Here is a 22,869-nt window from a genome sequence, read left to right on the forward strand (position 1 = left end):
TCTCCTTCAGTTCATTTGCAGTTAATTCTTTAGAAACCTGAATCTTCGCTTCCTTTCTGCCGGCGGCAGGTAGTCCTGAAATAACTGTGCAAATGCCTCCCGGCTGTTGTCCGGCAATTCAAACGGGTCCAATTGCATGGGCAATGAATGAACTCTATTCGTTCCTAGCGTTCTTCTCATCTCATGAATCGTTTCTTCTCCAGCAAGAGGCAGCGCGTAGATCCTGGCCGGCTGAGGATGTCTTGACAGCATCCGGGCCAGCGTTACCACATCATGCTGTCGCCACTCCGCTCCTGATCCGATAACGATAGGGAGATCGGCCCGAAGAAACTCCTCAAGCCGTTCGCTGTCCCGGTATGCTCCCAAATCCAACACCACTGCATCGTAACTGCCCCCGAGCAATGAGATCACTTCCGTTCTGGCTGTTTGCCGCCAAAAGTGAATCCCGTTGATTTCGAACTTTCGGATAGACCCCAGCTTCCCCCCCTCGGCAATTTCCTGAATCCGGGTAAAGGCGGTGGATTTTGCGCTCATTTCTACGATCGCTACCTTCCCGTACCTTGAAGCCAAGTAATGCCCGAATGCGATACAGCTATGTGTTGTTCCTACACCGGATGATGCTCCCAATACGGCTGCCACAATCGTCCCGGCTAGCGTGTTGGACCGAGCGCTTGATAAATTGGCAGTGATCGACTGATGCCGACTGAGCGCTGAACGAACTTCTGCCGCGGATTGATATCGATGCTCCGGAGCATATTGCAGCAGCTTTCGAATAACGGGCACAAGCTCTCTTGGTAAATCGCCACGGATATGTCGCTCCACGCCCGTTATCCATTCACTGAATTTACCGCCGGTTGAGAGATAAAGCAGAAGCGCTCCAAGCCCATACAAGTCCGACCTCGCATCGCTTTGCCTTCCTCCGTACTGCTCCGGCGCTGCAAATCCAACCGTGCCTAGCTTGACCGTATCCTCGCCGCTCTCCTGTTTAAAGCTTCTGGCGATTCCAAAATCGATGAGTCGAACCTCCAGCTGATCGGTCAGCATAATGTTTGATGGCTTTAAATCCCGGAATATAACCTGAGGTTCGTGATTATGGAGATACTCCAGAACATCCAGCAGTTGCTCCGTCAGTTCCATGATAAAGTCCGGATTCACATTCCCCCGATATCCCCGGAAGTACTTCTCCAATGTCATGCCCTGAATATAATCCATAACTAAATAGGTGTAGCCGGTAGCCTGAGCATGAAAAAAATCGACAATGCGCGGCAGTCGCGGATGACTGAGTTTAATCAGAAGCTGTGCCTCGTCCTGAACGGTGCGCTGCATACCGGGTTCAGACAAACTCTCCTTCACTGCCCATCTCTTCCCGGGCAGCTTCAGATCCTCGGCCAGATATACACAGCTCATGCCTCCTTCTCCGATCACGCGGTCAATCACGTAACGCTCGCCCAACACTTCCCCATGCACCAATCTGCAAGGCTGGTTCATCTCAACGCCCTCTCCCCTGACTTACAAGCACAACAAAAAAGGAAAGCACTCCGCCGCATCACTGAATCGTGATGAATAGCGGGATGCTTTCCCTATTGTTGTCGTTGGTTAATTTTGGAATCATTATAGAACATGATGCATTGACTTGTAAAGACTTTTTTAATACTTGATCATATATAACGTAATCTCGTCCCGATTGTGGAACAACTGCTTTGCTCCCTGAATCTGCATTCTGGACTCTTCAAACACCGACATGATCTCTTTCACCAGCGCCATCGGTTTCTTAGTCAGCAGCTTAACCGTAATAACAGCTGTGCCGCCCGTCTGAAGACTGTGCAGCAGCCCGGTCACCATTCTGGCCATTAGTTTAGGACTCCAGCTCATATCGCACACCAACAGGTCAAACTCAGAATCTCTAAACGATACGTCCGCTGCATTCTTGTGAATCACGCGGAGGTTTTTGTGACCATCGAGGGATGGATGCATTTTCGCCGGATCAATGGCCGTAACTTGCAGCCCGCGCTCCAATAAAAACGAGGTCCATCCGCCAGGCGCTGCCCCGATATCGACAGCCTTGCGAAAGGAATCAAACGGAATTCCGAACTGCTTCTCCGCCTCAAGGAGCTTGAATTTGGCTCTAGAGATTTGTCCCTCTTCCCGTTGAAAGCGGACGGCGCCTCCGTTCCAATCCGACAGGTTGTCCTCCGGCCGTGACACGCCCACATACCAGACGCTGTCGGCAGCAAACAGTGAAATGATCCACTCCGGCGCCTGTACCGTGTATTCAAGTTCCAGCGCAGCCAAACGATGCTGTAATTCATCCCGAAGAGCCGCGGGGTTTTCCTTCCACGAGCTGTCCTCCGTTTTTCGGATCTGGATGGATACACGGCTGCCGCCGATCTCCTCCCGCTTCATGACATGCTCAACGACAGCATGCAATGCATCGTCAGCGGTTTCCGCTGTCACCTCCAGATGTACCGGAAACAAATGCCGCAGAAAAATAGGCGGGGAAGACGTAATCAGCCGCTTCGCCTCATCTTCGGAGCTGCCGACTGTCGCCAAAAACACCTCACCCGGTATCATCATCGTGCTCTTTATACTGCCAAACATCCGGCGCAGCTCTTCTTGGGCGTAAGGAGCAAAACCATGGTTTGCCGTACATACCCACTTGCTGTGAAAATCCCGGTGACTTTGATTCTGTTCCTCAAGCTCTTGCATAACATTTAATTCATCCAAACGGATTAACCTCCAGAAATAACTTTGATCCAGGGACGTCCGCCGTCCCATTCCAGCTGAGCGTCGATATCATAAGTTTGTTTGATAAGTTCATGGTTTAATACGTCTTCTTTTGTTCCCGCACCTGTTAAGCGGCCGTCTTTCATGAGCGCCACATGAGTAAATAAAGGGACAATCTCCTCGATATGATGCGTGACATACACAACCGTAATTTCGCGCTGCCTCAGCTTGTCAATCTCCTGCAGCATCTTCTCCCGTTCATACAAATCCAGACCCGCACACGGTTCATCCATAATCAGAATCTTCGGATCGGCCATGAGGGAGCGTGCCAGCATTACCTTTTTACGTTCACCCTGTGACAACATCCCGAGAGGCTGCTCCGCCAGATGGCCGAAATTCATTTCGTTCAACAGGGCATGGGCCTGGTTCCTGGCCTCTTCCGGTATGTCTTGGTAAAAGCGCAGAAAGGCGTAAGCCCCTGTTGCCACAACCTCCCAGACCGGGTCGCTCAGCGTCAATTTCTCCAATAACGACTGGCTAATATAACCGATCGATTTGCGGACCTCACGAACGTCGCATTGTCCGTAAACATGGCCAAGGACCTCAACACGCCCGCTGGAAGGAAACATATATCCTGTCATCATTTCCAGCAGCGTCGTTTTGCCTGATCCGTTCCTGCCCAAGACGGCCCAGTTCTGTCCCGGCTTCATCTCGATACTAACATCATCCAGAATCTGACGGCTCCCTCTGACGAGCGACAAATGCTGTAGCGAAATCATGGCTTCACGCTCCTCACAAAACTCACGATATCCTGCACGGAACCCATCCGGTACAGCACTTCCGGTGCGGGGAGGGGACTCGACTGAATAGCCAGCAATGCAGGAACACTGCGGATTTGATACCGTTCCACAATGTCCGGAAGAAAGTTCACATCGGCTTCGAGCAGTTGTACATCCGGCACCACATGTTCTACAATGTTGATCATTTTACGCGCAGCGGCACATGTGCCGCAGAATGGCGTATGTAAAAATACGATGACTGGGTCCGCATTCGCATCCCGTTTCGTCAGGCGCTCGTGCCATTCAAGCCTCTCCGTCAATTCACGCTGCGTTACCTCTATCATCTTGAACCCTGGGCGACTTCCCGCAGAACGGATTCCGGCATCGGTCCATTGTGAACCCGGACGCTTTCCGGCATATGCTCATAGAGCAGCTCATACATTTTTCTTCTGCCAGATGGGCTTGAGGTATGCAAAAATATTTCTCGGGCCTGCAGATTTTCGGCGATCATGGCTGCAACCACGTCTCCGCCGTTCATTTGGCCATGTCCCAATTCAAAATCAAGGGACAGAACATCCACTTCACATTCACGGAGCATCAGCAAACACTCTTCCCCGTTTCGTGCCAGCGCAAATCCTTTTGGATTGGGGCGCCAGTCGTCTAAATACAGATGAATCATATTACTCTCTCCCTTAATCAGGACCAGGACAGCACCTTGGCGATGTCTTCCCGATGCGTGCCGTCAGCCCCTTTTTCACTTTCCAGGACAAATGCCTTGCCTGCAAGTTCCGGCGCCAGAACCAGGCGTTTCAGAGCTTCTGTACCTATCATACCTTGTCCGATGCGGGCGTGGCGATCTTTTCTTGAGCCGGCCCCATATTTCGAATCGTTCAAATGAACGGCAACGGTAGATTCCCAATAGGCCAGCGATTTGCCCCTGGCTAGGAGCTCCTCCGTATTCGAAATATCCCAACCCCCGGCGGCAAACAAGTGGCAGGTATCCAGGCAAAAGCCTATTTTCTCCGGATAATCAGCAAGCTGTCTGACCTTCACGCTTTCTTCAAGCGTCATCCCCATAGTTCCATGATCCCCCGCCTGATTCTCGATCAGCAGCTTAGCCCTTCCCGTCCAGGAAGACAACACATCATTCATGCAGCGGATAATATTCTGATACCCTTCAAGGATATCCTGGCTCTTGAGATGCCCAAAATGAACCACGATACCCAGCGATCCGCAAGCCTCGGCAATCATGAGATCATTCTTAAGGGAATCTACGGTCAACTGGTAAAACTCTTCGCCCCGGGTTAAGCCAACCGCCATATTCGTCGGATATGGGGTGTGCGCGATCGAAACGAGTCCTTGTTCCTGACAAAACTTGAAGCACGCGGCGGCGTTGCGGACGTCCGGCATCTTCAAGTGAAGACTGCGCGGATTTTTCGGAAAATACTGATAGGCTAGTGAACCGATCCCGGCTGCATGCTGGGCTGCTGCGAGAAATCCGCCCCGTGTGCTGACATGGCTCCCAATTCGGACTTTAGACTTCATGCTGACAGTTCGGACAAAAGAACACTTTGCGCGAGGTATGCTCCAACTTCACGATCGGGGTACCGCAGCGAACACAAGGCTCTCCTTCGCGATCGTACACCTTGCACTCGTCGTTGTAAGCCCCCGTTAGGGTATCCCCTTCCTGAAACGGCATTTCCATATATCCGCCGCCATCCGTCGCCTCGCGCATCACTTTAACGGTACTCTCGTATAGCTGCTCTAAAGACTGCTCCGATAAATCCTGGATTTTGGACAGCGGGTGAATACGGGCATCGAAGGCGATCTCATCCGCATAACAGTTACCGATCCCGGCGACAACCTGCTGATTGACCAGCGTAGTTTTTAAAGCGCCCCGCCGTTTTCCGATCCGTTCCACGAAGCGCGCTTTGGTCATTCGCCGATCCAGAAGTTCAGGACCAAGCTCTTTAAGCGCATTTTCCGTCTCTCTGGCTGTTAAGAAATGCAAGTAACCCAAACGCAAACCGATGAAATACAGCACCTGATCACCAAAGGTGATCTCGACTTGGGTCGACCTTGATGGGCGCTCCTCATCTTTATGCCCTAAATACAGTATGCCGCCCAGCATGAGGTGAAGCAGAAGTCTGCCTCCGTTATGCAAATGGAATATGAGGTGCTTGCCTCTACGTTCCACAAAAATGACCTTGCTTCCCTTTAACACGGAAGTAAACTCGTCAACCGTCACATTCAGTGATTTTTCACGATTCACGACGACATTCGTGATCGGGACATTCAAAATGCTCTGTGATAACAATCTTCGGTAATTTTCCATTTCCGGCAGTTCCGGCATGATTCATCTTCCCTTTCGTCAATCACAAAAGTTTATATGTACACTCTCGCATATTATGAACACAGCAGATCTTTCACTTCACTTAAATTACGGCATATAAAATCCGGAGTGACACCCGTGGCTTCCATATGCGCCTCCATATTGAGATCCGTCGTGATTCCGGTCATAACGAGCACCGTTTTACAGCCGGCATGCACGCCAGCTGCGATATCCGTTCGTATATTATCTCCGATAACATAAATGTCCTCCGGAGCCAAACCAAGGCGATCCGAAGCAAACTTCATTAATATCGATGACGGCTTTCCGATGACCGTCGGTTTCACACCGGAAGCGGCTTCGATCGCAGCGCCCAGCGAACCTGCACCGGGCATCAAGCCGGTATCCGATGGGAGCTGCAAGTCCGGATTGGTCAATATCGACACGGCTCCCTCCTGAATCCAGCGAACGGCACGGGTTAACTTATCATAATGGAACGAGCGGTCGATTCCTTGAATGACATATTCAGGGGACTGCTCCACGATGTTCAGACCTGCAGACAAGAGCGCTTCACGGAGTCCCTCTTCGCCAAGCATCGCCACTCTGGCACCCGGCGATTCCTCAGCGATATATTTAGCAGCAGCCAGGGAGGAGGTGCATACTTCCTCCGGCAAGGCGGGGATTCCCATCTCCATCAGATGCGCCGCCACTTGCTCCGGTGTTCGTGATGAGTTATTCGTTACATACAGAAACGGGATCTGCATTTCCTTCAGCCGCTCGATGAGAAGGTCTGCTCCCTCAATCCGATAACGGCCATGATACAGCGTTCCATCCAGGTCAATCAGCAATCCTTTTGGTTTTGGTTTTTCCATGAATTGATAGCACCTTCTTTATTTCTTTCCTTCACGCCATAAATGATTCATTAATTAAAGTATTAGCATGCTCGGCATCACCGTGCTCGTTATTCATCGCCATATATCGAAATAGATATGTATAACCATGGTTCATACCCTGTGCAGAAGTTTGCTTACGTAGAAACCCCGGTTAGTATTATTGTAAAGAAGGCTACTTCCGGTTGCAAGGTTCGTGGACTGCTCTTCGGTCCGGCAGCTAAATAGTCGAAAGAGATCGAAGACTGTCCAAGCGTTAGTGATTATTAACCGCTTTGTCATTTCCTGCGCTTTCCCGGAAAATAATTCACTCAATTACTCGATATCCCCTGTGAATAACAGCTATGTCAGCTCATGATTGGCGCTGGATAGGATACAGGCCAAAATCCTCTGCCAAGCGTGTATTCGCAAAAATCTCCCGCGCTTCCTTGAGCAGCGGCTGCAAATGCTCTATGTCCTTATATCGGGAGCTGAAATGGGTCAGGAATAACAGCCTTGCCTCAGCCCGTTTCGCTGCTTCTGCCGCCTGTTTAGCCGTACTATGATAGTATTCGTGCGCGAGTTCAGACAGATCCTCCATGAAAGTGGCTTCATGAACCAACAGATCGGCGCCTTTGGCCAGAATCTCCACCCCAGGGCATGGCCTTGTATCCCCGAGAATCGTGACCACCCTCCCTTTTTTCGGTGTCAAGAGCACATCTGAGGCATGAATCCATTGTCCGTCACCGAGTTCCACGCTTTCCCCTCTTTTCAGTTTGCCATAAAGCGGCCCTGGCTTGAGTCCATAATCCGCCAACCGTTTCAGGTCCAGACTGCCGGGAAGATCCTTCTCCACGATACGGTAGCCGTAACTCTCGGCCCTGTGATCCAGCTTTGCCGATTCCACGAGGAAGTGATTGTCTTCAAACAACACGCCCCCGGTATGCTCAATGACCTCCATGGTATAGGGTACGCGCGATTGGCTGATGCTCAGCGCAGTTTCAATGAATGGCTTTATACCTGGGGGACCATATATCGTCAGGGGTGAAGTTACCCCTTGGGCACCTCGGCTGGACAGCAAACCTGGCAAACCGAACACATGATCACCATGCATATGGGTAATAAATATCTTCTCAAGCTTGGACAGCTTGAGCGGGGATCTCAATATTTGATGCTGCGTGCCTTCTCCACAATCGAACAGCCACAGACTTCTTCGTTCTTCCAGCAAACGCAGTGCAATCGAGGTCACGTTACGCTGCAGCGTAGGAACCCCCGCATTTGTTCCTAGAAAATAGAGTTCCATCCCTCTTCTCCCCTTTCGGTGGTAAACCGGAGAAATCCCCCGAAACATTCGGAGGATTTCAAACCGGCTGAACCGGTATTCAAATGTTAAGCTTTATCCACGTTAAAATAATGAGCCTCTGGGTGGCTGAACACCATAGCGGATACCGATGCCTCCGGTTCCATCATGAAACCTTCGGTAAGATGAACGCCGATATCCTCTGGCTGCATCAATTTAAATAACGGTTCCTGATCCTCCAGATCCGGACAGGCCGGATATCCGAAGGATACGCGAATGCCTTGGTATCTCGCACCCAGGCGCTGTTTCATAGTCATGTCTGCCGGATCTGGGTATCCCCACGTATCCCGCATCATATGGTGAATCCGCTCCGCCAGCCCTTCTGCCGTTTCCAGTGCGACCGATTGAAGTGCATGGGAGCGCAAATAGTCACCCTTGTCCTTCCATTCCCCGGACAATTTTCCGACGCCGTGACCGGCTGTAACGACAAGGAATCCAACGTAATCCATAACCCCGCTGTCTACGGATTTCAGAAAATCCGCCAAGCACAGGTACGGCTCAACCTGCTGTCTCGGAAACGTAAAGGTATGCAACACTTTTGTTGCATCTTTTGGATCGTATATGAGAATGTCATTTCCTCTAGACTGTGCCGGGAAGAAACGGTACATCGCATGCGCCTGTATGATCCCCGTTTGAATGGCCTCTTCCAGAATACCATCAACGGTTTCCTTAAGCGATACCGCCTTGGGATCCTTGGCTTTAAGCAGCTGTTCCACAGAACCTTTCAGACCTAAATGATGTCCTAATAGCATCTGCATGTTGATATATGGCAGAATATGCGAAATCGGATAATTCCGGAGCACATGCCGCTCCATATCCGGCGGTAAATATACAGGAGCATCGGTCGAAATTTTGGAGCGCAGTCCTTCTGACAGCTTCGGCATCACTTTAACCACTTGCGGAGCTGCAGCATCAGCTTCCTGCTCTGCCTTGATCTCTTCCGCGATTCTCGTCCGCTGGACCGGATCGCTAAGCTGGTTGGCCAACGCAAGACCATCCATGGCGTCCTTCGCGTATAGCACCATGCCGTCATACTCGGGACGAATGCGGGTCTTCGTGAATTTCCGTGTAAGAGCCGCCCCGCCTACCATGATTGGAACGCTAATGCCCGCGTTCTTCAAATCCTGCGCGGTGGATACCATCTGTTGGGCGGACTTCACGAGCAAACCGGACAAGCCGATAGCATCGGGCTGCTCGCGGCGGTATGCCTCGATAATTTGCTCCGGTGGTACTTTTATACCCAAATTAATGATTTGATAACCATTGTTGGATAAGATGATCTCCACCAGGTTTTTACCGATATCGTGCACGTCCCCCTTCACGGTGGCAAGCATGATTTTCCCTTTGACCGACGACTCGTTTTTCTCCATAAAGGATTCGAGATACGCCACGGAGGCCTTCATCACTTCGGCGCTTTGCAGTACCTCCGCGACAATCAGTTCGTTGTTGTTGAACAAACGTCCAACCTCGGTCATCCCGGCCATCAGAGGTCCATTAATGATCTCCAGCGCGCCGTATTTGGTTAACGCTTCATCCAGATCCGGAATGAGCCCTTCTTTGGAACCTTCCACCACATAGGATGCAAGTCGCTCCTCAAGCGTCAGGTTGGATACCTTAACCTTCTTCTCAACCTTCTTATCCCGGAATGCCGCGACAAAAGCCGCCAGCGTCTCATCATTGGTTCTGTAAATCAGATCCTCGGCTAGGCGACGCTCTTCTTCAGGGATCGAGGCATAACGCTCCAGCTTCTCCGTATTCACGATTGCGTAATCCAATCCGGCCTTCGTACATTCGTACAGATACACGGAGTTCAGGACTTCACGACCCGCTTCCGGCAATCCAAAGGAAACGTTGCTGATACCGAGAATGGTATGCACTTTTGGCATGGCTTCTTTTATTATGCGGATGCCTTCAATCGTTTCCTTGGCTGATCCGATATACTGCTCGTCCCCCGTACCTACCGGGAATACAAGTGTGTCGAAAATAATATCCTCTGGCGAAACGCCATATTTGTTCACCAACAGATCATAAGAACGCTGAGCCACCTTGAGTTTGTCATCACGATGGATTGCCTGACCGGTCTCATCAATAGTTCCAACGACAACCGCGGCACCATATTTATGGACCAACGGGATCACATGCTCGAATTTCTCTTCACCGTCTTCAAGGTTAATGGAGTTAATAATCGCTTTCCCTTGCGAATATTGCAGCGCCAAGTCAATTACTGCGGGATCCGTCGTATCGATCATAAGCGGCACTTTAACCTTTTTAACTACAAGCTCCAGGAACTTAATCATATCTTCCGATTCTTCACGATCCGGATCCTGTACGCACACATCAATGACATGCGCGCCATTCTTGACCTGTGCACGGGCGATCTCGGAGGCTTCCTCGTATTTACCTTCTACAATTAAACGCTTAAACTTTCTGGAACCCAGAACATTGGTTCTCTCCCCGACCATATACGGTCGATTTTCCTGCTCGATATATACCGGCTCGATACCGGATAATGCCGGCAAATGTCCACCATCCAGCGGTCGTGGAGAGAAGCCATCCATCGTTTGCTTTAATGCGCGAATATGGTCGGGCGTTGTCCCACAACATCCGCCGGCAATGTTAAGCCAGCCTTTTTCAGCAAAAGCCCCCATCTTTTGAGCCAACGATTCAGGTGATTCATGATACTGCCCGTTCTCGTCCGGGAGACCCGCGTTGGGATAACAGCTGATCGCGCTTCTCGACATTTCGGATAAGGAGCGAATATGGTCACGCATGAATTCCGGGCCCGTTGCACAGTTGAGGCCAATGGATACGGGATTCAGATGTTCTAATGAAATGTAGAAAGCTTCAATATTTTGTCCCGCCAGCGTCGTGCCCATTGGCTCGATCGTTCCGGAGATCATGATCGGGAGCGTGACACCCGTTTTATCAAACGCTTGGCGGATCCCGATGCTCCCGGCTTTCACATTTAATGTATCCTGCGATGTTTCGAGCAGAAGCGCATCAACGCCGCCTTCAATCAAGGCAACGGCTTGCTCCTCGTAGCTCTCAATCAATTCGGCAAAGGTCACACCGCCGGTAACCGAAAGCGTCTTGGTTGTCGGCCCCATCGCTCCTACCACATAACGCGGGCTGTCCGGCGTAGAATATTTTTCAACCGCTGCGCGGGCCAAGTGAGCCGCCTTCAGGTTAATTTCTCGGGCAAGTTCAGGTATATCGTATTCAGCAAGCACAACCGAGGTTGCGCCAAACGTATTGGTTTCAATCAGGTCGGCACCTGCTTCAAGATATTGTTCATGTATTTTCTGAATGACATCCGGTCGATGAATGACCAGCATTTCATTACAGCCGTCAAGGTCCGGACCGCCAAAATCTTCAGCTGAGAGGTCCTCCTGCTGGATCATTGTGCCCATGGCACCATCAAGAATTAATATTCGTTCTTTGAGTACTTCTTGTAAGCTAGGCTTGTTCAACTCATAAACCTCCCCCGAAAACGTTAAATCTTAGTGTATCAGAATATTTTTCAATAGAAAAGCCGAAATATTGCGTTGCAATGGGTATAAATCAACATTTGCAGATGACAAATGCTGTGAGGGGGGCTATAATACATATTAATCCAACGGGAGAAAGAGGGTTAAAGCTATGGCAGAGATTGTGATTCGCAACACGAACAAACGCATTACAGGGGAAGAGAATGTTCGGGAATTCCTGAATAACCAAGAGGTTGTTTACGAGCATTGGAATATGGAAAAACTCCCGGCAGCGCTTCAAGAAAATTTCAAGCTGACTGATGACGATAAGAAGCGCATTTTGGACATCTTTGATGAAGAAATTCGTGACTTGGCTGCAAGACGCGGCTACAAAATCTGGGATGTCATCACACTTTCCGAGTCCACGCCTAATATAGAGGACCTGCTGAAAAAATTCGAAGAGGTTCACACCCACTCGGAAGATGAAATCCGTGCGATTGTCGGCGGAAAAGGTATCTTCATCATTAAGGGCTCCGACGATGTCGGTTACTTTAATGTAGAGCTTGAGCCAGGCGATGTCATCTCCGTACCGGAAAACACGCCTCACTTCTTTACATTGATGGAGAACAAGCAGATCATCGCCGTTCGTCTTTTCATTGAGGAGAACGGCTGGGTAGCCACACCAGTAGAAGATCCTCAATTCCAATAAGCCTGAGGGTTCATTGAAGCTGATTGAATAGGAAATGAAATAAGGCAGCGCATCAATCCGCTTGCGGATCATGCGCTGCCTTATTTATTAGCGATGCGTTACTCCGTTACCTTCAGTTCCTTTAACGGCATGGAATGTTGTCCTCTCGCCGTGACATGTGAAACAATTCGATAGGTTCCAGGCTCATCGAAGGTTTTCTCCATTTTGTATACCCCGCCTTGATCATGCTTAACCGGGACCTTCGCCTGAACGCCGCCGCCTTCCAGCGTGACTTCAAATTCCACATCGTTCGCATCTTCCACCGGATTGCCGGCTTGCGTCACCTTCGCTTCGATCAATACCTTCTCGCCAGCCTTAATGCTCTCCGGCGTCAGAGACAGCTCGACGATGATGGGTTCCGCCATCACATCGTCACTGGATTCCGCCTTGCTGTCATTGCATGCGGCAAGCGCAACCGCCATCAGCACCATAGCTGCAATTAGGGCCATCTTTTTTCGGGTCATGCTCTACACCTCTTTTACAATATAGGGCTATGTATGGTTCATTCACGTAATGGTCATTTCCAAACCTCGCTTAGTTACCTATTCCATTATATCGCATTATTCTGTTACTTCTATCTCATGCAGCTTACAATTGTGTGACGTTTATCATAGCCAATGGCGAGATTGAAATTCGATCGTGTGACCAACAAAAAAAGCCAATAACCGCAGAATTCTGGAGTTCTGCAGTTATGGCTGTTCCTATGTACATTTGCATACCAAGTATTCGTGTATAAGCTCTTTAATGTGTGGTTATAAGGATGCTACGATGGCATGCAGCTCCGATAAATGTTTGATCTCAAACTTCGGTTGAATGGAAGGATCATGAGGTCGGTTTACCCGATTGATCCAAACCGTATGCAGTCCAGCCGCATTTCCGCCTTTAATGTCTGTGGTCAGCTTATCTCCCACCATCACGGCCTGATCCGCCTCGACTCCTAACAAGTCGAGCGCATGTTCGAAGATGGAAACATCCGGCTTGCCTCTGCCAAAATCGCCAGAGATGATGATATGATCAAAATAAGGAACCAGTTCTGGAACACCGTCCAGCTTCTCCTGCTGCAGATCCGGACTTCCGTTCGTAAGAAGCAGCAGCTTTACATTCCCCTGCAATTCCTTCAGAACTTCAAACGTTTCTTCATATACGTATGGTCTTGTTCTTCGTTCAGCAGCGAATTGTTCGGCCAACCTTTCGGCCAATGTTTCATTATCAACGCCCAGGCGCTGAAGTCCGCGCCGCCATGATTCCTTGCGGTATACGGGTGCCAGCTCCTGCAGCTGTCTGAATTCAGGCTGCGATCCAGCCGTAAAATTAGCCCACAAGCCTTCAAAAGGGTTAATTCCGATCATTTTGGTAAAAGCAAAGGTATCATACGATTCATATAATGCTCTCGCTTCTTCCCGTACGGCGGCCAACAGTGCTTGGGCATCAACGCCGGTCTCGTTCGCTCCGGCCTGGCAAGTCACTTCAAACGCTTCTTCCACACTACGTTCATCCCACAACAACGTATCGTCCAAATCAAACAAAACCGCAGCTATCGGCATGTCTCTCCCACTCCTCATATACACTGTGATCTATTTATTTGTTAATTATGCTCCACTGGAATTTGATGAGTCTTTGCGAACTCTTCCAATCTTTCGCCCATCGCTTTCGTATCATAAAGATTCATCATGCGCGAGAATACCCAGTTGCCTGCTTTCCCCTTGCCTTGAACCACGACGGAGCCCGAAGACAATTTGATTTTCTCGATATCCGATACAGCCAAACGACGTTCCCGATTGAACTTCATCGTGGATACGGAAGCACGCTCAATCTTCAAGTAAGGCTTGCGTAAGAAAATCATAAGCGCCAACAGAATATACAAGCTGACACCAACCCAATTCAGCACGTCATTGCTTCCGCCGGCTGCCTGTGACGTCGCCGTTCCAAGAAGCGCATACAAACCAGCCAATGCAACAAGCACTAACGGAAGTACATACTTACGTCCTTTAAACACGTCATGCTTATCATTAACGGCAGAGCCTTGGTACGAGGTTAGCCCCTGCTTTTTACGCTGCTTGTTGAGCTGCGACATATTTTTATTGACTTTTCTTTCCCATGATCGTGACATATGGTTCCCCCTGGACTCAATTTCAAAATATTACCAATTTATATAAACTTGGGGTAACCGTATTCGATTCCCACGAATAATCGGCACCCCAAGTATTATAATTCTATCCTTCTATATCGTCCCGAATCCACTTAGTAGATCCAGGTGCCCGTTCATCGACTAATGCTTTAAGCGCGGGCCGCCTTTTTGTTCATTATCATCAACCCATTCGATCGATTCCAGCTGTTGTCTGAAGTTACTGCGAATATTGTTAAGGTAGATTTCCCGAAGCTCAGCCCGTTCTTTAAGCTCTTCCGCGGTCAATCCCTCACTCTTCTGTTTTCTTGCTAGTACATTGATGCGTTCAACCAAAGTATCGATGTCCATGACTTCTCCTCCAATTCCGATATCATGTATAACTTAAACATGACCAAAAGAGCTTGTCAAGGCAACAGCGCCCTTGCAAACTCTTATTAAGAACAATTATGAACATATGATGCCTATAAATGGGGTCCTCATTGTTAAGAATTCAATACTCGTCTATTATAAACACGCCACACTGCGTGAAATCACATCATCAGGCAAGACTACAAATATGAAGCGAGAAGTTGGGACATATATAAGGAAAGAGCCTCTCGTAGTTTCATGCCATTACCAGACTGGTAAAGACAATACCTCTCCGGCCTGTATATCCGGACCTTTCAATCCGTTCATTCTTCGGATGCTATCCAGGTAAACTCGTGTATCCATATCTGCCGGTTTATGAAGGGAAGCAATCCGCCACAAACTATCACCATATTGAACAATAACCTGTTTCTCCCCTGCCGGCTTGTCCATCCCCCCGGCAAAAACAGAGTATGCCCCAGTCCAAAAAGAAGCTACGATCAACAGGATGAATAAAAGCTTTATAAAAGGAATGGATGCCATTCTGGACTTTAATTGATGGATCCAAGTCTCAGGGGACTTCATCGTTTGCACTGGAACGTTCTCATAAATGCTGCGGTATGTACTGTATTTCAACATGGAATCATCATCTCCCAAACAAGTGTTCTCTTATGGATTTATATTAACACGAACACTTGTTTGATTCAATACCCAAAAGAACATTTGTTCTATTTTTATTTAGAACTTATGTTTGTACGAACGGAAGTTCTATGTTATAATTTTCCCAAACGTTACTAAATGGGGTTGATACGGCATGTCGAAAATATCCAGCCGCCAGCTGGCGATCTTAGAGTTTATCCGCAACGAAGTTCGTAGCAAGGGTTACCCGCCTTCTGTCCGGGAAATCGGAGAGGCTGTCGGACTAGCTTCCAGTTCAACGGTCCATGGACATCTTGACCGATTGGAGAAGAAAGGCCTAATTCGCCGTGACCCTACGAAACCAAGAGCAATCGAGCTGCTTGGCCAAGAAGAGTCCGATAGCGCGAATCTGTTTACCCACACCATTGCCAGAGTGCCTGTTGTTGGTAAAGTTACTGCAGGTGTTCCTATTACAGCCATGGAGAACATTGAGGATTATTTCCCGCTCCCGCAGCATTATGTAGGAGACGATAAGGTTTTCATGTTGTCGGTCGTCGGTGACAGTATGATCGAAGCTGGCATTCACAGCGGTGACTATGTCATTGTGCGCCAGCAGCAAACTGCAGACAATGGCGACATTGTAGTAGCGATGACAGAGGAAGACGAAGCAACTGTAAAGACCTTCTATAAGGAGAAGGATCATGTACGATTGCAACCGGAGAATCCTACCTACGAGCCACTGCGCCTGAACCATGTTACGATTCTCGGTAAAGTAATCGGACTTTTCCGGGATGTCCACTAATCTCATAGATCTATGAATAAGAGGTTACCTCCCTGAATTGGATGGTAACCTCTTGCTTTTTCTATATTGATCTCGAAACCTGATCATAGTTAGTTTGTCTGCTCCATAATGCCTTGTTTAAGATCCAGTCGATACATCCGTATAGGTTTATAATTCAGCGTACCTTCCCCACCCGGCCCTTCCGTGGACTGCAGAACAAGCTTATCGTCTTTCACCTTGGGCGCAGTACCTGGTCTGTAATAGGAAGTATAGGACACCGTCAATTCATCTTGAAATCTGAGCTGCACAGCCTTGCCCGTATCATGTTCCACGGCGAATGCGTAGATTTGAATGGCATGACAGTCCTGATATTGCGGTGCAAGTATAAATACATCCGCATCCTGAAACGGCAATCGAACCATATGGACAGCTGCTGAATTTGGCTGAATGAAAGTAAGATCATCCAGCGTGGTTACTTCATCCGTAACTTCTTTATAGCTATACCGTACGATGTAGTCTCCGGTAAACGATTGGTCCGTTTCGATGCCGAAGCAGCTAGGAGCCCCTAGTGTCCTGATTGTTTCCTTTTCCACAGCAACCACACTGAGCCTCCCCTGATCTGTAAAGCCTTGTGCTCGAATTGTCTCCTCCTTACGTGGTAATATATCACCAGCTCTCTGTTGTTCCTCACCGCCAAAAGGCAGCTGAATGGCAAGTAACATAACCAGAAGCAGCAGCCCGCATATAGAGCCAACTTGTAGATACTTTCGGCGCTTAGCCTTGCCATCGCCACGCATCACGGACATCTGAACGTTTTTTTTCATTTCAGCCGTAAATTTTTCATTTGGAAAAGGTCCCTTTGAAACCCGGGAATACCAGTCTGGTTTATCCTCATTCATCGCCATTCTCCTTTAACAGGTTCTGCATTTTTTTCCTTGCCCGATACAGTCTGGATTTTACGGTACCCGCCGCTAGGTTAAGGAACTCCGCAATCTGATTGATTGACATCTCATAGTAAAGGTCCAAGATTAGCACCTCCCTAAACTTCCTGGGTAATGCCATGATCATTGCCCATATTTCATTCGTGTACTGCCCGTCCAAATATTCCATTTCCGCGGACCGACTTGAGGCATCGATGTGCAGTCTGTCCTTAAGGGTCACTTTCCGAATGAAAAAAGCCTGTTTGTACCGGAACGCGGTATGTCGTGTGATCGTGAGCAGCCACGTTTTTAACGACGCCTGGCCGCGAAATGTATGTATGCCAAAATAAGCTTTTATAAACACCTCTTGAGCAATATCGTCTGCCAGTGCTTGCTGTTTGGTCAGAAAATAAGCGTAATTCCAGATATCATTTCCGTACAGATTCATGATTTTATCCAGTGTCTGTGTGTCCATCACCGTCATCTGCTTCAAGTATTCCAGCTCCAACCGATTCACCTCATCTAATTAGAGTCATGGAGGTGAGCAAAGGTTCCCCTCTTCCGAAAAAAACAAAAAAAGAATCTCCCTTATATAGAGGGCGATTCTATAGTAGTTGCATTCTATGAACGATTCCCCGTAACCATAAGTCAAAAGGATTACTATTATTAAACTAGCGGAGCCTCATCCCAGTCCTTTCTAAATTGGGAACCAAATCTCCGGACGGATTCCTTGTCGGCCTTTAACTGAACATCCTGCTCCTATAAATGATTCGGTTATCCTGATAAAACTTAAAATTGATCTGGCATCCTTCATCCTCACCAGGAATACGGGATATAAAGGTGAACTCTGCCCGGGTCCCTTTTTCTTCATGGTCGTTTAGAATCGCCATTTACTGATCCCCTTTGTTTCATCCGCTACATTCATCTTTCCCCACTACTTTATATGATTTCTACTAAATCCCACAAGCCTTGTTTGAAGCAGCTATCCACTCTTAAACGGGGACTATTTCGGGGGTGAAACAAGAATAGCTATCATTCCTCTACAGCTGCCCCCAAAAACAAAAATCCCTCACGCCTTACGGCGCAAGGGATTCCTCTATTAATACATGGTAATGTACTGATCGCGTTCCCATTGATGAACTTGCGTGCGATACATATCCCATTCGATTTCTTTCAGCTCATAGAAGTGAGCCAGCGCATGATCCCCGAGTGCATCGGAGATGACTTCGCTGCGAATCAACTCGTTGAGCGCTTCTTTCAGGTTTGCCGGCAAGCTAGGGATGCCTTCCTCAATGCGCTCTTCTTCCGTCATCACGTAGATGTTACGGTCAATTGGAGCAGGAAGCGACAGCTCGCGCTTCACGCCGTCCAAGCCTGCTTTCAGCATGACAGCCAGGGCCAGATACGGGTTAGCCGCCGGATCCGGGTTACGCACTTCGATGCGCGTGCTGAGGCCACGGGATGCAGGGATACGAATCATCGGACTGCGGTTACTTGCAGACCATGCAACGTAGCAAGGTGCTTCGTAACCAGGCACGAGACGCTTGTACGAGTTAACCGTTGGGTTCGTGATCGCGGCAAACGCGCGTGCATGCTTAAGAATACCCGCCATATAGTGCCGAGCCGTTACGCTCAAGCCAAGCTCATCGCTCTCGTCGACAAACGCGTTCACTCCGCCTTTGAAAAGCGATTGGTTACAGTGCATACCGGAGCCGTTCACACCGAATAGTGGTTTCGGCATAAATGTTGCAATCAGTCCATGCTGACGAGCGATCGTCTTCACTACCAATTTAAACGTTTGAATCTGGTCAGCTGCTTTAATCGCATCTGCATATTTGAAGTCGATTTCGTGCTGGCCGGGAGCAACCTCATGGTGAGAAGCTTCGATTTCGAAGCCCATCTCTTCCAGTGTCAGCACGATATCGCGGCGGCAGTTCTCGCCAAGATCCGTAGGCGCGAGGTCAAAGTATCCGCCTTGGTCATTGAGCTCCATGGTCGGGTTGCCTTTTTCATCGGTTTTGAACAGGAAGAATTCAGGCTCCGGCCCGACATTCATGGAAGTGTAGCCCATCTCTTCGGCTTCTTTTAGCGCTCTCTTCAGAATGCCGCGCGGATCTCCTGCAAACTGAGTGCCGTCAGGCATGTAGACATCACAGATCAGACGCGCAACGCGATCCTCGGATACCCAAGGGAAAATCATGAAGGTATCCAGGTCCGGGTACAGGTACATATCGGATTCTTCGATCCGTACATAACCTTCGATGGATGAACCATCGAACATCATTTTATTATCAAGCGCTTTAGGCAGCTGGCTTACTGGAATTTCAACGTTTTTAATCGTTCCAAGCAAATCTGTAAATTGCAAGCGGATAAATCGAACATTTTCTTCTTTGGCAATGCGTAGAATGTCCTCTCTGGTATAACTCACTTTATCCTCTCCTTTTTAAATAAAAACTAGAATTACAGCATGGCAATCCTTATTTATTAAAAAACCGGGATAATTCCCCTTGAATCAATGAAACCTGACCCGGTCTTTTAGCGGTAATCAATTCCTGCTTCAGCAAACGTCGCAACTGGGACTCAGACATCTCACGGCGTCTGTTCTCGGTATCGGGAGTAATGACGGTAGCCTCTTCTGACTCCTTCGTGACAGGGTTCATTACTTGCTTAATGCCGGCGATATTAACACCTTTTTCAATCAAAGCCTTAATCTCTAGCAGTCGCTCCACATCATTGAAGGAAAACAGGCGTTGGTTGCCCGACGTACGGGCTGGGACAATTAAGTTATGCTGCTCATAATAGCGAATTTGTCTGGCAGATAGATCCGTAAGCTTCATAACAATGCCTATCGGAAATAACGCCATATTCCTCCGAATCTCATCACCCATATCTCATCAACCTTCCAAGTGGTCTATTCTGATCCTATTGTACATTTCCTGATCAACCACGTCAACCGCATGTAAGGATAACTCACAACAATTTACGATCCTTCATGCTTTGGAGGGCCATTAGCACACCATATTTAACATGAGAGTAGGTTAAGCCGCCTTGCATATAACCGATATAAGGTGATCGGATCGGCGCGTCCGCAGATAATTCGAGACTTCCCCCCTGAATGAACGTCCCTGCCGCCATGATTACGGGATGTTCATACCCAGGCATATCCCAAGGTTCAGGCACCACATGACTATCGACCGCCGCAGCCCGTTGAATCCCTTGAACAAAAGAGATCAGATGATCCGCTCCGGTAAACGATACAGCCTGGATCAAATCGGTTCGCTCATCCTGCCACCCCGGCTTGGTTGTGAATCCCACCGCCTCAAACATCGCGGCAGCATAGATGCTGCCCTTGACCGCTTGTCCAACCGTGGATGGTGCCAGGAATAATCCCTGATAGATGCCTCTTGTCGTCCCCAGCATAGCCCCCACTTCTCGTCCGATGCCGGGAGCAGTCAGCCGATAGGCCGCCTGATCTACATAGGCTGCTTTACCGCATATGTAGCCGCCGGTTTCAGCAATGCCGCCGCCAGGGTTTTTGATAAGCGAACCTGCCATCAGGTCAACGCCAACCTCCGTCGGCTCCAATCGCTCCGTAAACTCGCCATAACAATTATCAACGAAAATGATCAAATCCTGGCGTATAGACCTGATCCGGCTGACCATGTCGCCAATCTGCGATACCGTGAACGAAGAACGCCAATCATACCCACGGGAACGCTGGATACCGATCACCTTAGTTGAAGGTGTGATGGCATTCTCAACCCGCTGCCAATCAATCTCCCCTTGTTCGGTTAGCGCAACCTCCTGATAACCGATTCCGAAATCCCGAAGGGACCCGGTGCCGTCCCCGGGTTCGCCAATCACTTTATGGAGGGTGTCATAGGGACGCCCCGAAATATACAGCAGCTCATCTCCAGGCCTTAAAACACCAAACAGTGCTGTTGAGATCGTATGGGTACCGGAAGCAAAATGCGGCCTTACCAGGGCAGATTCGGCTCCAAATACGTCCGCATAGACTTCATCCAACACTTCACGGCCGCGATCGTTGTATGCATACCCGGTGGAAGCCGCAAAATGAAAATCACTCACCTGAAACTTCTGGAAAGCATCGATCACCTTCCACTGATTAAAATCAACAATAGCGTCAATTTCCCGTATACGCTGACCGATTTTGGACTCAATCTCACTGCTCAATTCAAGTATATCTTGCGAAAATCTTGCCATGACTAACTGTTCTCTCCTCTTATACACATGATGTCTCACATCTTAACATATATTTTTGCTGCATAGAACTCATCAACGTCGAGCGCCCTGTACACGCAATATAAGCCCCTGTAGAGGGGCTTATATTGCATTTCCTACCTATGCCTAAGATCCATTCTGAACGTAATCATGAAGCAAATAACCCATTTTCTCATAATCCGCTTTATTGATCCGAACCTCATAGAGGATATCATTCTCATCAAAAGACTGCTCCAGCACGTCTCCGACACGGTATACAACCGAATTCAGATCCCCGCGGTCAGCCGGAATCCGGAACGTCACGTTCCCTCCGGACAGTTGGCCCTGAATCGCTTCGCGTACCGTTTCCAAATCCTGATCCTCATACGCGCTGATCTTTAATTGCCCATCCCCCGTCGGCAGCATTTCCAGCTGGCCCGGCTCACAAGCATCCTTTTTGTTAAACAGAACGATCTGCGGTTTATCCGCCGCCCCTAGATCCTGAAGGATAGATTGAACAACAGCCATCTGTTCGTCCCGCATAGGCGAAGAAGCATCTACCACGTGAAGAATCAAATCGGCTTCGTTGGCTTCTTCCAGCGTCGCACGGAACGCCGCTACCAGATCATGAGGAAGGTTCTGTATAAATCCTACGGTATCCGTAAGGACGACTTCTTTGCCGCTCGGCAGCTCCAGCACGCGCGAAGTGGGATCCAGCGTAGCGAACAATTGATCTTCGATATATACGTCTGCTGCCGTTAACCGGTTCAACAATGTCGACTTGCCGGCATTGGTATAACCGACCAGAGCAACCTGCACGGCTCCGCTCTTCTTCCGGCGCTCCCGATGGAGCGTCCGGTGGCGGGTGACTTCATCCAGCTGCCGCTTCAGGTCGCTGATTCTGTCCCGAATATGCCTGCGGTCGGTTTCGAGCTTGCTCTCCCCCGGACCACGTGTCCCGATCCCTGCTCCGAGCCTGGACAGATTCTTGCCATGTCCCGACAATCGCGGAAGCAAATAAGTAAGCTGCGCTAACTCCACCTGGATAATCCCCTCACGGGTCTTCGCCCGCTGAGCGAAAATATCCAGTATCAATTGAGTCCGGTCGATAATTTTTACATCGAGCGATTCTTCCAGGTTCCGAACTTGCGCACCGGACAATTCCTGATCAAATATAGCCGTTGTTGCGCCCAAGCCATCAATTGCCATGCGCAGCTCTTCGACCTTTCCCTTGCCGATAAACCACTTGGAATCCGGAACTTCGCGATTCTGCGTAATGACATCCAGCACCTCCACTCCAGCGGTTTCAGCAAGCTGAACCAACTCCTGCAGCGAGTGTTCCGGGTTTATTCCCGAGCGTTTAACCGCATCCGTCACCAAACTGACCAAAACGGCTTTATCTTCGATCTCTGTCCGGGTATCATGCGTTATATTTGTCATATAGCCAACTCCTTCTAACATTACGTCTCCTAATTTAACTAACCGCTGCTGCCCGCAATAAACATTATGATCCAAAGAAAGCAGCGCTACCCCTTCATTATGTTCGAAGACAAGCTTAA

Annotated in this window: 23 protein-coding genes; 2 read left to right on the forward strand and 21 right to left on the reverse strand. The window is 49.0% G+C overall.

Annotated elements, in window-relative coordinates; all coding sequences use genetic code 11:
• Positions 1-21 precede the first annotated feature (21 nt).
• The 10 genes from DP091_RS01645 to metH all read right to left on the reverse strand — a co-directional run bounded on the left by DP091_RS01645 (position 22) and on the right by metH (position 11,531).
• Entirely contained in the window at positions 22-1,488 is a 1,467-nt protein-coding gene (locus DP091_RS01645; protein WP_113056780.1) for a serine/threonine protein kinase, read from the reverse strand.
• 159 nt (positions 1,489-1,647) lie between these two features.
• Positions 1,648-2,724 carry an SAM-dependent methyltransferase gene (locus DP091_RS01650; protein WP_113056781.1) on the reverse strand — a complete coding sequence of 359 codons (1,077 nt, stop codon included), beginning with the start codon at positions 2,722-2,724 and terminating at the stop codon, positions 1,648-1,650.
• A gap of 5 nt (positions 2,725-2,729) precedes the next feature.
• Positions 2,730-3,503: an ABC transporter ATP-binding protein gene (locus DP091_RS01655; RefSeq protein WP_113056782.1), complete on the reverse strand. Its 774-nt coding sequence runs from the start codon at positions 3,501-3,503 to the stop codon at positions 2,730-2,732.
• Complete coding sequence (locus tag DP091_RS01660) at positions 3,500-3,847, reverse strand: thioredoxin family protein (RefSeq protein WP_113056783.1); 348 nt, start codon at positions 3,845-3,847, stop codon at positions 3,500-3,502. Before DP091_RS01660 ends, DP091_RS01655 begins: the two co-directional genes overlap by 4 nt.
• Positions 3,844-4,182, reverse strand: a complete 339-nt coding sequence (locus DP091_RS01665) for a cyclic-phosphate processing receiver domain-containing protein (RefSeq protein ID WP_113056784.1) — start codon at positions 4,180-4,182, stop codon at positions 3,844-3,846. The genes DP091_RS01660 and DP091_RS01665 overlap by 4 nt, the downstream gene beginning before the upstream one ends.
• Before the next feature lie 17 nt (positions 4,183-4,199).
• On the reverse strand, positions 4,200-5,048 hold the full coding sequence (locus DP091_RS01670; protein WP_113056785.1) for a deoxyribonuclease IV: 849 nt from the start codon (positions 5,046-5,048) through the stop codon (positions 4,200-4,202).
• Positions 5,038-5,856 carry a DNA-formamidopyrimidine glycosylase gene (gene mutM / locus DP091_RS01675; RefSeq protein WP_113056786.1) on the reverse strand — a complete coding sequence of 273 codons (819 nt, stop codon included), beginning with the start codon at positions 5,854-5,856 and terminating at the stop codon, positions 5,038-5,040. Before mutM ends, DP091_RS01670 begins: the two co-directional genes overlap by 11 nt.
• A 53-nt stretch (positions 5,857-5,909) precedes the next feature.
• The gene (locus DP091_RS01680) at positions 5,910-6,704 is read right to left on the reverse strand and encodes a TIGR01457 family HAD-type hydrolase (protein WP_113056787.1); all 795 of its coding nucleotides are present in this window, start codon (positions 6,702-6,704) and stop codon (positions 5,910-5,912) included.
• A 370-nt stretch (positions 6,705-7,074) separates the two neighbouring features.
• Positions 7,075-8,004, reverse strand: coding sequence for a ribonuclease Z (gene rnz, locus DP091_RS01685; protein ID WP_113056788.1), 930 nt, complete (start codon positions 8,002-8,004; stop codon positions 7,075-7,077).
• An 86-nt stretch (positions 8,005-8,090) separates the two neighbouring features.
• Positions 8,091-11,531 carry a methionine synthase gene (gene metH, locus DP091_RS01690; RefSeq protein WP_113056789.1) on the reverse strand — a complete coding sequence of 1,147 codons (3,441 nt, stop codon included), beginning with the start codon at positions 11,529-11,531 and terminating at the stop codon, positions 8,091-8,093.
• 169 nt (positions 11,532-11,700) lie between these two features.
• Between metH and DP091_RS01695 the strand changes: the two genes are divergently transcribed.
• Positions 11,701-12,237 carry a cupin domain-containing protein gene (locus tag DP091_RS01695; protein ID WP_113056790.1) on the forward strand — a complete coding sequence of 179 codons (537 nt, stop codon included), beginning with the start codon at positions 11,701-11,703 and terminating at the stop codon, positions 12,235-12,237.
• A 98-nt stretch (positions 12,238-12,335) separates the two neighbouring features.
• Here the strand turns inward: DP091_RS01695 and DP091_RS01700 are convergent, their stop codons facing one another.
• The 5 genes from DP091_RS01700 to DP091_RS01720 form a co-directional block, all read right to left on the reverse strand.
• Positions 12,336-12,740: a FixH family protein gene (locus DP091_RS01700; protein ID WP_113056791.1), complete on the reverse strand. Its 405-nt coding sequence runs from the start codon at positions 12,738-12,740 to the stop codon at positions 12,336-12,338.
• A gap of 288 nt (positions 12,741-13,028) precedes the next feature.
• Positions 13,029-13,820, reverse strand: coding sequence for an HAD family hydrolase (locus DP091_RS01705; protein WP_113056792.1), 792 nt, complete (start codon positions 13,818-13,820; stop codon positions 13,029-13,031).
• A 41-nt stretch (positions 13,821-13,861) separates the two neighbouring features.
• Positions 13,862-14,386, reverse strand: a complete 525-nt coding sequence (locus DP091_RS01710; RefSeq protein ID WP_113056793.1) for a hypothetical protein — start codon at positions 14,384-14,386, stop codon at positions 13,862-13,864.
• Positions 14,387-14,545: 159 nt separating this feature from the next.
• A complete protein-coding gene (locus DP091_RS01715) occupies positions 14,546-14,752 on the reverse strand; it encodes a DUF896 domain-containing protein (RefSeq protein ID WP_113056794.1) in 207 nt (68 codons plus the stop codon).
• Between the two features lie 264 nt (positions 14,753-15,016).
• On the reverse strand, positions 15,017-15,388 hold the full coding sequence (locus DP091_RS01720; RefSeq protein WP_113056873.1) for a LysM peptidoglycan-binding domain-containing protein: 372 nt from the start codon (positions 15,386-15,388) through the stop codon (positions 15,017-15,019).
• A 175-nt stretch (positions 15,389-15,563) separates the two neighbouring features.
• Here DP091_RS01720 and lexA point away from each other — a divergent pair, with 175 nt between their 5' ends.
• The gene (lexA, locus tag DP091_RS01725) at positions 15,564-16,190 is read left to right on the forward strand and encodes a transcriptional repressor LexA (RefSeq protein ID WP_006209658.1); all 627 of its coding nucleotides are present in this window, start codon (positions 15,564-15,566) and stop codon (positions 16,188-16,190) included.
• 89 nt (positions 16,191-16,279) lie between these two features.
• Here lexA and DP091_RS01730 read toward each other — a convergent pair whose 3' ends face one another.
• The 6 genes from DP091_RS01730 to hflX form a co-directional block, all read right to left on the reverse strand.
• Positions 16,280-17,068 (reverse strand): hypothetical protein, encoded by a 789-nt coding sequence (locus DP091_RS01730; RefSeq protein WP_113056795.1) that lies wholly within the window; start codon positions 17,066-17,068, stop codon positions 16,280-16,282.
• On the reverse strand, positions 17,061-17,597 hold the full coding sequence (locus tag DP091_RS01735; protein ID WP_113056796.1) for an RNA polymerase sigma factor: 537 nt from the start codon (positions 17,595-17,597) through the stop codon (positions 17,061-17,063). The genes DP091_RS01730 and DP091_RS01735 overlap by 8 nt, the downstream gene beginning before the upstream one ends.
• Positions 17,598-18,188: 591 nt before the next feature.
• On the reverse strand, positions 18,189-19,517 hold the full coding sequence (gene glnA, locus DP091_RS01745) for a type I glutamate--ammonia ligase (protein ID WP_113056797.1): 1,329 nt from the start codon (positions 19,515-19,517) through the stop codon (positions 18,189-18,191).
• Positions 19,518-19,566: 49 nt separating this feature from the next.
• Positions 19,567-19,977, reverse strand: coding sequence for a MerR family transcriptional regulator (locus tag DP091_RS01750; RefSeq protein ID WP_006209652.1), 411 nt, complete (start codon positions 19,975-19,977; stop codon positions 19,567-19,569).
• A gap of 82 nt (positions 19,978-20,059) precedes the next feature.
• The gene (locus DP091_RS01755) at positions 20,060-21,313 is read right to left on the reverse strand and encodes a methionine gamma-lyase family protein (RefSeq protein ID WP_113056798.1); all 1,254 of its coding nucleotides are present in this window, start codon (positions 21,311-21,313) and stop codon (positions 20,060-20,062) included.
• A gap of 144 nt (positions 21,314-21,457) precedes the next feature.
• A complete protein-coding gene (gene hflX / locus DP091_RS01760; protein ID WP_113056799.1) occupies positions 21,458-22,750 on the reverse strand; it encodes a GTPase HflX in 1,293 nt (430 codons plus the stop codon).
• Positions 22,751-22,869: the final 119 nt, after the last annotated feature.

It is taken from the genome of Paenibacillus sp. MDMC362 (assembly GCF_003269305.1).
Classification (GTDB): domain Bacteria; phylum Bacillota; class Bacilli; order Paenibacillales; family Paenibacillaceae; genus Paenibacillus_AQ.

What these genes read in the sequence shown, in the direction of transcription:
- DP091_RS01645 (WP_113056780.1), bottom strand. Translation starts at nt 1,488, where the DNA reads ATGAACCAGCCTTGCAGATTGGTGCATGGGGAAGTGTTGGGCGAGCGT.
- DP091_RS01655 (WP_113056782.1), bottom strand. Translation starts at nt 3,503, where the DNA reads ATGATTTCGCTACAGCATTTGTCGCTCGTCAGAGGGAGCCGTCAGATT.
- DP091_RS01660 (WP_113056783.1), bottom strand. Translation starts at nt 3,847, where the DNA reads ATGATAGAGGTAACGCAGCGTGAATTGACGGAGAGGCTTGAATGGCAC.
- DP091_RS01665 (WP_113056784.1), bottom strand. Translation starts at nt 4,182, where the DNA reads ATGATTCATCTGTATTTAGACGACTGGCGCCCCAATCCAAAAGGATTT.
- DP091_RS01670 (WP_113056785.1), bottom strand. Translation starts at nt 5,048, where the DNA reads ATGAAGTCTAAAGTCCGAATTGGGAGCCATGTCAGCACACGGGGCGGA.
- mutM (WP_113056786.1), bottom strand. Translation starts at nt 5,856, where the DNA reads ATGCCGGAACTGCCGGAAATGGAAAATTACCGAAGATTGTTATCACAG.
- DP091_RS01680 (WP_113056787.1), bottom strand. Translation starts at nt 6,704, where the DNA reads ATGGAAAAACCAAAACCAAAAGGATTGCTGATTGACCTGGATGGAACG.
- rnz (WP_113056788.1), bottom strand. Translation starts at nt 8,004, where the DNA reads ATGGAACTCTATTTTCTAGGAACAAATGCGGGGGTTCCTACGCTGCAG.
- DP091_RS01695 (WP_113056790.1), top strand. Translation starts at nt 11,701, where the DNA reads ATGGCAGAGATTGTGATTCGCAACACGAACAAACGCATTACAGGGGAA.
- DP091_RS01700 (WP_113056791.1), bottom strand. Translation starts at nt 12,740, where the DNA reads ATGACCCGAAAAAAGATGGCCCTAATTGCAGCTATGGTGCTGATGGCG.
- DP091_RS01705 (WP_113056792.1), bottom strand. Translation starts at nt 13,820, where the DNA reads ATGCCGATAGCTGCGGTTTTGTTTGATTTGGACGATACGTTGTTGTGG.
- DP091_RS01710 (WP_113056793.1), bottom strand. Translation starts at nt 14,386, where the DNA reads ATGTCACGATCATGGGAAAGAAAAGTCAATAAAAATATGTCGCAGCTC.
- DP091_RS01715 (WP_113056794.1), bottom strand. Translation starts at nt 14,752, where the DNA reads ATGGACATCGATACTTTGGTTGAACGCATCAATGTACTAGCAAGAAAA.
- DP091_RS01720 (WP_113056873.1), bottom strand. Translation starts at nt 15,388, where the DNA reads ATGTTGAAATACAGTACATACCGCAGCATTTATGAGAACGTTCCAGTG.
- lexA (WP_006209658.1), top strand. Translation starts at nt 15,564, where the DNA reads ATGTCGAAAATATCCAGCCGCCAGCTGGCGATCTTAGAGTTTATCCGC.
- DP091_RS01730 (WP_113056795.1), bottom strand. Translation starts at nt 17,068, where the DNA reads ATGAATGAGGATAAACCAGACTGGTATTCCCGGGTTTCAAAGGGACCT.
- DP091_RS01750 (WP_006209652.1), bottom strand. Translation starts at nt 19,977, where the DNA reads ATGGGTGATGAGATTCGGAGGAATATGGCGTTATTTCCGATAGGCATT.
- DP091_RS01755 (WP_113056798.1), bottom strand. Translation starts at nt 21,313, where the DNA reads ATGGCAAGATTTTCGCAAGATATACTTGAATTGAGCAGTGAGATTGAG.
- hflX (WP_113056799.1), bottom strand. Translation starts at nt 22,750, where the DNA reads ATGACAAATATAACGCATGATACCCGGACAGAGATCGAAGATAAAGCC.